At 39.8% G+C, this 12,170-nt stretch carries 11 protein-coding genes; 1 reads left to right on the top strand and 10 read right to left on the bottom strand.

The window, feature by feature from the left end; all coding sequences use genetic code 11:
* Positions 1–50 precede the first annotated feature (50 nt).
* From E4N80_RS09755 to E4N80_RS09735, 5 genes are all read right to left on the bottom strand, one after another.
* Positions 51–920: an SPL family radical SAM protein gene (locus E4N80_RS09755; RefSeq protein ID WP_253699045.1), complete on the bottom strand. Its 870-nt coding sequence runs from the start codon at positions 918–920 to the stop codon at positions 51–53.
* 32 nt (positions 921–952) lie between these two features.
* Positions 953–1,465, bottom strand: a complete 513-nt coding sequence (locus E4N80_RS09750) for a ClbS/DfsB family four-helix bundle protein (RefSeq protein ID WP_253699044.1) — start codon at positions 1,463–1,465, stop codon at positions 953–955.
* Positions 1,466–1,541: 76 nt separating this feature from the next.
* The gene (locus E4N80_RS09745) at positions 1,542–2,447 is read right to left on the bottom strand and encodes a helix-turn-helix transcriptional regulator (RefSeq protein ID WP_002669905.1); all 906 of its coding nucleotides are present in this window, start codon (positions 2,445–2,447) and stop codon (positions 1,542–1,544) included.
* A 154-nt stretch (positions 2,448–2,601) separates the two neighbouring features.
* Positions 2,602–2,817: a hypothetical protein gene (locus E4N80_RS09740; protein ID WP_253699043.1), complete on the bottom strand. Its 216-nt coding sequence runs from the start codon at positions 2,815–2,817 to the stop codon at positions 2,602–2,604.
* A gap of 384 nt (positions 2,818–3,201) precedes the next feature.
* Entirely contained in the window at positions 3,202–3,447 is a 246-nt protein-coding gene (locus E4N80_RS09735) for a FitA-like ribbon-helix-helix domain-containing protein (RefSeq protein ID WP_253699042.1), read from the bottom strand.
* Between the two features lie 326 nt (positions 3,448–3,773).
* On the opposite strand from E4N80_RS09735, the gene E4N80_RS09730 reads away from it, so the two are divergent.
* A complete protein-coding gene (locus E4N80_RS09730; RefSeq protein ID WP_253699041.1) occupies positions 3,774–5,042 on the top strand; it encodes an OmpA family protein in 1,269 nt (422 codons plus the stop codon).
* A 96-nt stretch (positions 5,043–5,138) separates the two neighbouring features.
* On the opposite strand, the gene nifJ is transcribed toward E4N80_RS09730, so the two are convergent.
* The 5 genes from nifJ to E4N80_RS09705 form a co-directional block, all read right to left on the bottom strand.
* The gene (gene nifJ, locus E4N80_RS09725) at positions 5,139–8,699 is read right to left on the bottom strand and encodes a pyruvate:ferredoxin (flavodoxin) oxidoreductase (protein ID WP_253699040.1); all 3,561 of its coding nucleotides are present in this window, start codon (positions 8,697–8,699) and stop codon (positions 5,139–5,141) included.
* Between the two features lie 178 nt (positions 8,700–8,877).
* Entirely contained in the window at positions 8,878–9,543 is a 666-nt protein-coding gene (locus E4N80_RS09720) for an ABC transporter ATP-binding protein (protein ID WP_253699039.1), read from the bottom strand.
* Positions 9,536–10,489, bottom strand: a complete 954-nt coding sequence (locus tag E4N80_RS09715; RefSeq protein ID WP_253699038.1) for an ABC transporter ATP-binding protein — start codon at positions 10,487–10,489, stop codon at positions 9,536–9,538. The genes E4N80_RS09720 and E4N80_RS09715 overlap by 8 nt, the downstream gene beginning before the upstream one ends.
* Positions 10,482–11,294, bottom strand: coding sequence for an ABC transporter permease (locus tag E4N80_RS09710; protein WP_253699037.1), 813 nt, complete (start codon positions 11,292–11,294; stop codon positions 10,482–10,484). The genes E4N80_RS09715 and E4N80_RS09710 overlap by 8 nt, the downstream gene beginning before the upstream one ends.
* Complete coding sequence (locus E4N80_RS09705) at positions 11,291–12,166, bottom strand: ABC transporter permease (RefSeq protein ID WP_253699036.1); 876 nt, start codon at positions 12,164–12,166, stop codon at positions 11,291–11,293. The genes E4N80_RS09710 and E4N80_RS09705 overlap by 4 nt, the downstream gene beginning before the upstream one ends.
* Positions 12,167–12,170: the final 4 nt, after the last annotated feature.

The following is a 12,170-nucleotide window of genomic DNA, read 5'->3' as shown; positions in this document are numbered from 1 at the left end:
GTATTAGACCCTCCGCACGAATAAGGTACAATAGGTTCTCTGTTTATCCATCAAAACAATTTAGGCTGTGCGTCTTTTCTCTGCCCCTCAAAAGCGGTTAAATAAGAAAATATTGTATCGGGGGTGTATTCTATTCCGTTTTCCTTGCACCGTGTGTGGAACAAATTCATCAAGCGTGCATTGTGCGGACTTATAACGGAATAATTGTTTCCATAGCGTTGTATATATTTTTCTTTTAGCCCCGGAAAAGCCGCGTCGAGATTTTTATAAAAATATTCGCGGCTGCCGTCCCTGAGCGTTAAGCCCATGCCGAAACAGATGATACCGAACACTTTTGCCTCGATGCAATACTGTAAAATGCCTTCTATGTTTTCTATCGTATCATTTATAAACGGGAGAATCGGCGTGAGCCAGACAACCGTAGGAATACCCGCATCACGCAGTTTTTTTAGTACGGCAAACCTTTCGCTCGTAACGGCAACATTCGGTTCAAGTATTTTGCACAGACTATCGTTATATGTGGTCAGCGTCATCTGCACAACACATTTTGCCTTTTTGTTTACCGCCCGTAAAAGTTCGAGGTCGCGCAATATCAACGACGATTTCGTTATTACCGTAAACCCGAAGCCGTATCGGTAAACTGTTTCTATCGCTTTCCGCGTCATGCCGATTTTTTCTTCAAGCGGCATGTACGGGTCGGTCATAGAACCGGTACCGATCATACATTTGTTTCGTTTTCGACGCAAGGTGCTTTCAAGCAATTCTATTGCATTTTCTTTTATTTCAATATCTTCAAACATATGTTTTATTTGGTAACATTCACTTCTTGAATCGCAGTAAATACACCCGTGCGTACAGCCGCGGTACAAGTTCATTCCGTTTTTAGCTGATAAAATTCCTTTCGCTTGAACAAAGTGCATGTATTATTCCTAAAACTCCGGCAGCATTTGTGTTATCGTGCTCTATATTTTTTCAATGCTTTTTTTATATCCTTGATTGCCCAGTCATAATGACTGGAAGTTGCAGACACACAGTAACTTCCGAGAGTGGTTGTACCGGTCCAGTCAAAATATTTTTTTGAAAAAAGTTCATCATTGGAAAAAGTTTTGATTAGTTTCATAACTTCTTTATGAGTTTTTTTAAGCATTTTTTCGGCGTCGGCATAAGGGGTGCCTTGATGTTTTTTCCAAAACTCAACATTCATTTCAGGATAAGTTTTCCAGTTGTAAGGTTCAGGCAAAAAGGCTGCCGGTTTTCCTTTTGTGTTGGATTTTATCCAATTCAATAAAAGACAGTGCCATTCATAAAGATGAACCAACACATCGCGTACATTTTTATCGCGCTCGTTCGGATTTATATCGGCAGTTCTTTCTTTTTCGGTCATACCGTCAATTAAGTTCCACAGTTTTTCAAACTGTTCATTTGAAGCAAAAATCAAATCTTCTTTTGTTGTAGGTCTCGGCATAGGTTTCTCCCATAAAAATATGTAAACTCATTATAGCACATCAACCTGTCAGAATGTGTCAGGTTTTAAAAAGAATTTAAACTTTTCTATGCTTTTTCATAATTTCTTCTGCAAGTTGGGCGATTTCGGTTTTTAAGTTTTCCGGTTCAAGGATTTCTACTTCGGTGCCGAGCGACAAGATAAAACCGCAGACCCACGAATCAAAGGGGAGAGCTGCATTCAGGGTATATGAGCCGTCGGAATTTTTTGCGATAAGTTCAGGAGGAAATTCATCGTAGAGTCTGTAGGCGGTTTTAGCAGTGCATTTTAATTTAATGTTTGTAAGGGGAGGCGGTGCCGCTTTTTTATCGTCAGGTATTTTGCCGAGCAGGTCTGCACGGTTAAATGTTTTTAAAGTCTTTATAATAGAAAGTATACGGGTTAATCTAAAAAGTCTGCATGCGTTTTTTTCTGTACAATAGCATTCGGCATACCAAGCCTTCGATTTATACAAAAGACGTAAGGGGTAGACGGTTCGTTCCGTTTTTTCTCCGTATGAGCTGAGATATTCCAGCTTGACGGCTCTTCTTTCTAAAATTGCATCTTTAAGCGTTTTAAAAAGGTGATGATCGTTTTTGTTGTCCCAGCGGGAATAATCAATCCTGATCCAATCGGCATTTTTTTGAAAGATTGCAGATAAGCGGTTTAAGATAGATTCGGTGTGTATCTCATCGATTGGTGAAAGGCATTGCAAAGCAAGCAGTATTTTCTCCTGCTCTCCTTTTGTCAAAATTGATTTATTGATTGTGTAGCTTTCATCGATAAAAATACCTCCGCCGGTACCCTGCATCGTATACACGGGGATTCCTGCACTGCTTAAAATATCCATGTCGCGGTAAATAGTACGAACCGATACGCCGAATTTTTTTGCAAGTTCTTGTGCAGTTGTCTGCTTCCGATTGAGAAGGATAAATACGATTTCAAAAAGTCTTTCCGAGCGCATAGTAAACTCTTAAAAATTCAGGAAAACAACCACTACAGATATGACCTCCTGCCTAACATTCTTCCTGAATTTCTTCATATAATTTTAGTTTGGGAATAGCAGCCTGCATAAGCTTAAAATGTCTGTCCTTGGCCCATATTTGTATCTACCAAAATCATACAAGACTTTTTTCCCGTAGTTCAGTAACGGCATTACAATCTAAATGAATTTTCCCTGCCAAGTCAAAAAAGGCTTGCTTGCTTTTGACTTCTGTATGCCTAGTTAAAACACTATTTTGCTCCGATTGGAGAAACTTAATAAATACAGAAACAGACATCAAAAGTTGTTCCGGTAGAGTTCGTATCTGCTCAATTAATATATCATAAGACATAATTAATCCCCCATAAAAACTTTTTGCAAGGATTATCAAATCATGAAAAAAGTTTTTTCAAGTGTGTGCTATAAAAGCACACACACATATAATAATACGATGTTTTGTACTCAAAGTACAAAACTCGGTAGATAAACAGTGAGGTTGAATTCCTGCCGAACTGTTTATCATATCTCCTTGCTTTAATCATATCACAAAAAACACTAGGTTTCAAGCTAACCTGTACAAAAGATCGAAACGGACGAATGAAAAAAAATATGGTTTGATGAAGTGAACAGGCTTGTATACCGAGCGAGCAAAAATACTTTAGAAATTCTTTCCTGCAGCGGACATTACGAGGATTAATCGAAATGCGGTTACATATAAATAGAGAATCATCTAATTTTATAGAACAATACGGGAATCTCTTATATCGTCGATAATTTCTTCTGTGCTTCTCAAATCTTCCCATGAGCCTGCAAGTTTTAAAAATTCCTCTGTAGCATTTTTTGTTTTTACGGGAGCAGAAGTAAAATAATCTTGTAAAATTGTAATAACTTGCTGACTGATTGAGCGGTTATCTCGTTTTGCTGCGAATTTTAATCTATCATATAAACGATCATCCATATCACGGACTTGTAAAATTGCCATACTATGTCTCCAAGTATATTATATAAGATATTGCATGAAAAATCAAGCAAAATTCATTATATATGCATTTAGATTATGACAGCTATTTATAAAATAAAAAACCCGACAGGCAAAAGGAGGAGAAAAAACCTGTCGGGAAACTGCAAAGGAGGTATATTGAATTATTTGTTGTCGTTCAACATACATTAAACAAAACTATTTAGAGGGTTTTAGTTACACTAAAATTTAAAAATTTAAGAAAAATCTTTAAATTTTTATGTAAAAAGAGGATTTCTTTGCAAAAAAGTGTTTCTAAAGGTTTATTCTAAAAATACCGATAAGAAAATGTGGAATACCGTATTTTTAAGAATAATATTTTAAAAAAACTTGTTTTGTTCGTGTTTGTTTTGCTTTTTTCTCTTCTTTTTGCTCAAGAGAATGAGAAAAACGCTGAATTTCTCTTTAAATTCAAATTTATTGACAATGATGCCTATAAAGTTCACTCCGTTGTAGATGAAAATGTCTATGTAAACGGAAAATTTCATCATAAAGCCCAAATTATCAATAGAATTGAGGTAGAAGTCTCGGATATAGAAACCGGAGACGGCGATAAAACCTCTTCAGCCCTTTTTTCGTGTATGTTTATGACCAGTGAGCAAAATTCCAACAAAACATTTGACTGGTCCCGAAATTACCCGAGTGTTTTTAGGCGGGATGAAGCCGGCTTTTACTCTATAGGCGATGAATATTTTATGCCTGTGGTACGGAATGTGCCGACATTTCCAAAACATCCTGTTAAACCCGGTGATATTTGGACAGGAGAAGGCTTCGAGGCCCATGATTTTCGGGATGCCTTCGGGATTGAAAAACCTTTTACCTTTCCGTTTAAGGTTGAGTATCAATACATAGGCATTGCAGAAATAGACGGTCAAATCTACCGCCACATAACCGCAAGTTATAACTTAAACCATGTTGTACCTCAAGAAGTTCTTAAAAATTATAAAGGCGAAATAGATGTGCCTGTCAAAATTTTGGGAAAATCGAGACAAAATCTATATTGGGATGAAGAAAGAGGAAACCTCTTTTGTTATAATGAAGAATTTAGCATTAAAATGCTCCTTTATTCAGGTTATACATACTCTTTTATAGGAAACGCAAAGGCTGAAGTTATCGAAATAAAAAAGATTGATACCGCAACTGAAGAAGAAATAAAAAAGAGTGTTGAAGATCTAAATCTTGAAAATACTACTATTGAAAAAACCGATGAGGGCTTGACAATCAGTATAGAAAATATCCAGTTTTTGCCCGATTCTGCAATTTTAAGAGAAAGCGAAAAAGAAAAGTTAAAACAAATAGGCGAAATTCTTTCAAAATTTCCCGATAGGGAATTTTTGATTTCAGGGCATACAGCCTTAGCCGGTACCGAAGAAGAAAGACAAGCTCTTTCTGAGGAAAGGGCCGCAGCCGTAGCCAATTATCTTATTGACTTGGGCGTTCAAAAAAGAGAACACGTCTACACCCGCGGTTTTGGTGCCCGACGTCCCGTTGCCGCCAATAATTCACCTGAGAATATGGCTAAAAACAGAAGAGTCGAAATAACTATTTTAGATAAGTAAAAATTTTTGAAATGAAGTAAATCTATCAGGAGATAAGCGAGGGCTTGGGGGAAAGGAAAACTTTTATCCGAAAAAGTTTTCCTTTCCCCCTAAGTTTTAGAAGGGCCTATCAGCCAAATACTTGTATTCCTGCCACTGCCTCTTAGCCTTAGCAACAGCCTTATCCAAGAGCATTTGAGCTCTTGCAGGATCGGCGTTCTTTAAGGTCTTGAAGCGGACTTCTTTGTACATAAAGTCGGCAAGATTAAAGTCCGGTTCCTTGCTGTCAAGCTGGAAGGGGTTTTTACCCTGCTCGACAAGTCTCGGATCGTATCTGTACAAGGGCCATAAACCGCAAGAAACAGCTTCTTTTTGGTTTGTCATACCCTTTGTCATGTTGATACCGTGGTTGATACAATGACTGTAAGCGATGATAATCGAAGGTCCGTCATAGCTTTCGGCTTCGCGGAAGGCTTTGATTACCTGACTCATGTTTGCACCCATAGAAATATGAGCGACATAGACATAGCCGTAACTTATCGCCATCATACCTAAGTCTTTTTTGCTTACTTCCTTACCTGAAGCGGCAAATTTTGCAACTGCACCGATAGGTGTAGCTTTTGACATCTGTCCGCCGGTATTCGAGTAAACTTCAGTATCCATTACAAGAACATTGATGTTTTTACCGGAAGCAAGAACATGGTCCAAACCGCCGTATCCGATATCGTAGGCCCATCCGTCTCCTCCGAGGATCCAAACGGAGCGCTTGATAAAGTGGTCGGTTAAAGAATCCAGCTCTTTAGCCAATTCATCTTTTGAACCTGCTAACTCTTTTTTAAGCTCTGCAACAAAGGCTCTCTGATCTTCAATAGCTGCATCATCTTCTTGAGCGTTATTGAGAATCTTGTCGATTACGCCTGCTGCAATACCCTTTTCTTTTACCTTAGCGGCAACTTCGCGGGCATAAACTGCGAGTTTATCGCTTGTCAACCTCATACCGTAACCGAATTCCGCTGCGTCCTCAAACAAGGAGTTAGACCAAGCCGGGCCTCTTCCGTCACATCGTTTTGTATAGGGTGTTGTGGGCAGGTTTCCTCCATAGATTGAAGAACAGCCTGTTGCGTTTGCAATAACGGCTCTGTCTCCGAAGAGCTGTGAAAGAAGCTTTACATAAGGTGTTTCACCGCAGCCTGCACATGCACCTGAGAACTCGAAGAGAGGTCTCTTCATACCGATACCCTTGGGAACGCTTAAATTAAGCTTCTTTACATCAGGATCAGGAATATCGTTAAAGAAGAAGTTCCAACTTGCAACTTCCTGCTTTCTGTGTTCAACAAAGCTTTCCATATTGATGGCTTTAATTTCAGGATTTTCCTTGGACTTTGCAGGACACTGCTGAACGCAAAGACCGCAGCCTGTACAATCTTCTGAAGAAACTTGAATTGTGAACTTGGCTCCTTCAAATTCCTTACCCTTATAATCGCAGGATTTAAAGCCCTGAGGCGCCTTTGCCAAGAGCGAGCCGTCATAAGCCTTCATTCGGATACAGGCATGGGGACAAACCATTGTACACTGACCGCACTGAATACAGATATCGCTCTTCCAAATCGGAACATGTTCTGCGATAGCTCTCTTTTCGTATTGAGTGGTAGCTGTCGGGAAGGTTCCGTCTTCGGGCATTTCGCTAACTCTTATATCATCACCTTTTTGGATTGCAACCTTGCCCAAAACATTCTTTACGAATTCGGGAGCATCGCCTGTGATTGCAGGGTGCATCTTGAGCTTGCTTGTTGCTGTTTTGGGATAATCAACCTTTTCAACTCCCTCAAGAGCCATATCTATTGTCGTAATATTCTTTTGAACGATTTCCGGACCTTTTTTTCCGTAGGACTTTTCAATGAATTTTTTGATTAGGTCTACGGCTTCGGCTTCAGGCAAGATTCCGAAGATTTTGAAAAAGGCGGTCTGCATAACAACGTTAATTCGGTTGCCCATTCCGGCTTTTTCTGCAATCTTGATAGCATCGATTACATAGAATTTAGCTTCTTTTTCGATAATCTGCTTTTGAACCTCAACTGGCATATTATCCCATATTTCGTTCTTTCCGTAAGGAGCGTTCAAAAGGAAGGTTCCGCCTTTTTTAAGGCTGTGGAGCATATCGTATGTTTCAAGATAGCTGAACTTATGGCATGCAACGAAGTCCGCATTTGTAATTAAGTAGGGCTTTCGGATTGCGTGTTTTCCGAATCTCAAGTGAGAAATCGTAAAACCTCCCGACTTTTTACTGTCATAGGAGAAGTAGGCTTGCGCCTTATTGTCTGTAGCTTCACCGATAATCTTAATAGAGTTTTTATTGGCACCTACAGTACCGTCTGAACCCAAACCGAAGAACATAGCCTGATGCATGTCCTTATCTTCAAGTTTAAAGTTGGGGTCATATTTGATGCTGGTGTGTGTAATATCATCTTCGATACCTACGGAGAAGTTGGTCTTCTTTTCGCCTTCAAGGTTGTCGAATACACCCTTAACCATGGCCGGTGTAAATTCTTTTGAACCGAGACCGTAGCGTCCGCCGATGATAACGGGATAATGAGTAAAGGGGCATTTTTTTGCAGCCTGCATTTCGCCGATAGCTGTTCTTACATCTTCGTAGAGGGGTTCACCTAAAGAGCCGGCTTCCTTACATCTGTCGAGAACTGCAATTCCTTTTACTGTGGTAGGAATAGCCTTTACAAAATGTTCGGCGCTGAATGGCCTGTAAAGCCTTACTTTAAGAACACCGTATTTTCCGCCCTTAGAATTAAGTTCATCTACCGTTTCTTCAACAGTATCAGCACCTGAACCCATGAGGATTATAATTTGCTCGGCATCTTTTGCTCCGTAGTAGTCATAAAGGTGATATTGTCTTCCTGTAAGCTTTGCATACTTATCCATTTGTTTTTGAACAATTTCGGGAGTAGCAAGATAGTATTTATTTACGGCTTCTCGGCCTTGGAAGTAAATATCGGGGTTTTGAGCTGTTCCGCGAAGTTCGGGATTTTCAGGGCTTAAACCGCGCTTTCGGTGAGCTCGAACAAGCTCGTCGCTTACCATTTGGCGCATAATGTCATAAGAAACTTCTTCAATTTTTTGAATTTCGTGAGAAGTTCTAAATCCGTCAAAGAAGTGGAGGAAGGGAACTCTTGCTTCCAATGTGGCTGCATGAGAAATAATGGCAAGGTCCATAACTTCCTGTACCGAGTTGGATGCCAACATAGCCCAACCTGTCTGGCGGCAGGCCATTACGTCCTGATGATCTCCGAAGATTGAAAGAGCACTGCAAGCTACGGCTCGGGCAGCAATGTGGAAAACAGTGCTGGTCAACTCGCCGGCTATTTTGTACATATTCGGAATCATTAAGAGCAAGCCCTGAGATGCGGTAAAAGTTGAAGAGAGAGCTCCTGTGGTCAAGGCTCCGTGTACTGCGCCTGCAGCACCTCCTTCGGATTGAAGCTCAACAACATCGGGGACAGTACCCCAAATATTTTCTCTTCCGCGGGCTGAATATTCATCAGCGACCTCACCCATCGGACTTGACGGTGTGATCGGGTAAATGGCAATTACCTCGCTTAAAGCGTGGGCAACGTGACCGGCAGCAGTATTACCGTCGATCATTACAAGTTTTTTTTCTTGGCTCATAAAAACCGTCCTTATAAAAGTATTAGGGATTATTCAAGTCTATTACAAAGAGAAAATATGATTAAAAAGCATACTGCGTATAATGGAAATGAACAGTCCTTAAAGAAAGAGTATCATAAAACGAATATTTTTTCAAGGTGTCCGCATTGTAATAACTTACCGGCTGCTCCGTTGCCGGTTATTCACAGTCCAGCCGGCCTTCATTTATATAAAGGAGCCTGTCACAAAATTGTTCCGCTAAAATTTTATCGTGACTGATAAAAAGATAGCTTGATTGATGTGTATTTTGATATTCTTTTAACAAATGGATAATTTGTGCTTGGCTTACGCTGTCCAACATTCCCGTCGGCTCATCTAAGACAATCAGTTGAGGTGTAATGGAAAGAATCCTTGCTAAAGCCAAACGCTGTAATTCTCCGCCGCTCAATTCCCTCGGGTAGCGGTAAAGATGTTCTTCCCTTAAGCCCAATTCTTTTATATCCCGAATAATTTTCTCCGTTCCTTTTTCTTTTAAATAAATACGGTACGGTTCTTTTAGGCTCTCTATGATGTGCAGTTTGGGGTTAAAAGATATTTCTGGATGCTGAAAAAGGATTTGAATTTTGCGTCTTGTTTCCCGTTTAACGGGATATTTGAGCGGAAGGTTTTCAAAAAACATTTCTCCTTTTGACGGCTTTATTAAACCGGTTATAATTTGTCCGATAGTTGTTTTACCGCTTCCGCTGTCCCCGATCAAGCCGACGGTTTCTTTTTTATTTATGTAAAAACTGATATTTTTGATTGCTTCAAAATCTTTTTTGCGGGCATTTTTATATGTTTTAGAAATGTTTTTAAGTTCAAGCATATTTCCAGCACCTTACTTTCCTGTTTTTTTCTATATCTATCATGGGAGGGGTTTGTTTGCATTTTTCAAAGGCATATTCACAGTTGGGTGCATATCTGCATCCTGTTTCATAAACGGGGCGATACATACTCTTTGCCTTATATTGTAGACCGTTTTCGGGCATCGCCCTTATTATATCTTCGGTATACGGGTGATAAGGTTTTGCAAATACTTCTTCGGTCAATCCTATTTCTACACTATATGAAGAATGCATAACGCATAGTTTTTTGCTTATGTTTTTTGCAAAATTAAGGTCATGAGTAACGCAAACATAGGTTTCTTCTTTTAAGAGTTTAAATGCTTGTTCAACCATTTTAAGCCGCCTTGAGTCTAAGCCCTTTGTAGGCTCATCGGCAAATATTAAATGAGCTCCTGCGGAAATGCCCATTGCAATCATAGCCCGTTGCTTCATTCCGCCGCTGTAAGTGTGAGGATATTGAACGGCCCGTTCTTTTTCATTACCTAAATTGAATTTATGTAAAAGGTTTACGGCTTCTGCTTCCGCATTTTTTTTGGAATAACCGTAGTGAATTATAAGAGGCTCTCCGACTTGATAGCCCACTTTAAGAAGCGGATTTAAAGAGTTTCCGCTGCCTTGAGGAATGTAGGATATTTCTTTACCTCTGATGGAGTTTAAAGTTCTGCGGTCAAGGTTTAACAGATTCCGATTCTTAAAAAAAGCTGAACCCTGTACCGTTGCATTTTTAGGTAAAAGTTTTAATACCGCTAAAAGCATAACGCTTTTTCCGCTCCCTGTTTCACCTATAACTGCAATTTTGTCTCCTTCAAAAATATCTAAATTAAAATCTTGAAGAACTTGAGGAGCATTCTTTGCACCGAATGAAACGCTTAAGTTTTCTATTTTGAGAAGAGGAAGCTCAGCTAAGTTTATTTCAGTATTATTCATTTTTTGTGCCGTAATATCCTATAAGCATAAAACCTAAAACGGTAACCGAGATACAGATAATAGGAGGCAGGTACCACCATATTTGTCCGCGCAAAATACTGTGTCTAAAAAAAGCGTACCGCAAAATTGCTCCCCATGATTTTTCGCCGTAGGTTCCTAGCCCTAAAAAACTTAAACCCGATTCCGTTACCATCGCTGCCGAAACGGAAAGTACGCCGCGTATAAGTATTATATCTTTAAGGTTCGGCAAGATGTGTTTAAACATAATGACAAAATCGGGGACTCCCAAGGCTTTTTCTATTTTTATAAAAGGCTGTTCCGCAATTTCTTTTGTTTTTGCACGCAGGATTCGTGCGGTTCCCGTCCAAGAAGTAATGCTCATAGCGATAATCAAGTTCCATTTTCCGGGTTTCATAAACGCCACCAACAAGACCGTCAAAGGCAGCCCAGGAACAGACATTGCAATATTGGTAAGCACTGTTATAAGTCTATCGATAATACCGCCGTAATATCCTGAAAGCAGGGCAAAAACAACACCGATACCGGTAATAGTAATTGCCGCAAAAAAACCTACAAAAAGGGAAACCCGAGCACCGTACACCAGCTCGCTTAAAATATCCTGTCCGACATCATTCGTCCCTAAAAGGTGATCAAGACAAGGCTTTTCATAAATATTTCCCATTTCATACGGATCATACGGAGCGATAAAGGGTGCGAAAATTGCAATAATAGCTGCCGTCAAAACAATCATAAGCCCTGCCTTAAAAGAATACGGCATTTTTTTTATATTTAAAAATTGTGTCATTGCTCATCCCTTACACGCGGGTCTATTATGATATTGACAATATCGCTGATCCAGTTTGCAGCGACAACGCTTACCGCCGAAATTAAAAAACACAGTTGAGCTGTCGGAAAATCGCGCCTGCTTACCGCGTCAAACATAAGGGAACCCATTCCTTTCCAGCCGAAAATAACTTCAACTATCATCGCTCCCGATAAGAGCCAACCCAGCTGAATTGAAAGAGATGTTGAATATGGAAGCAGTGCGTTGCATAAAACGTGGCGGAATAAAACTTTTTTATCTTCCAATCCTTTTGATTCCGCAGTTATTAAATAATCTTCGTTACAGATTTGAGAGACGGAGCTTTTCATAAGCATAAAATTTCCTGCCGTACGCGAAAGAACTAAAATGATAAGCGGTAATGCCATATGGTTTAATAAACTCCAAAACCGTTCCATCCCCGAAAGACCGGGGCCTACCATTCCGTTTATAGGAAATATTTTAAGTTTGTACGAAAATATAATGAGAAAAATCAAGCCTATGCAGTTTGATGGAATTGTGTTTACAAACAAAAAAAACGGAGTCGTAATGCGGTCGAAAATTCCTTTTGTCCGCCACCCTGCAAGGGTTCCTAAAACCGCCCCTAAAATTCCGCCTAAAATCCACGTGGGGATAGAAAGCAGTAAAGTGCTTTTTGCCGCCCGCAAAACATTTTGTGAAACGGGTTGATGATTCGAATATGCCCGCCCGAAATCGAGCGTCGCAATACATTTTAAATATTTTTTATATTGCACCCATAACGAATCATCAAGTCCGAATTTCAGTTTTAATGCTTCAAGTTCGGCGGGGTATTGATCCAAAAGATAATAGTATTCTTCTTGCCCGACCAAATACATAATG

This window comes from Treponema denticola (assembly GCF_024181605.1).
GTDB classification, from domain to species: Bacteria; Spirochaetota; Spirochaetia; order Treponematales; family Treponemataceae; genus Treponema_B; species Treponema_B denticola_B.
The sequence above is the reverse complement of the archived record's forward strand: the minus strand, read 5'-3'. Positions and strand labels throughout refer to the sequence as shown.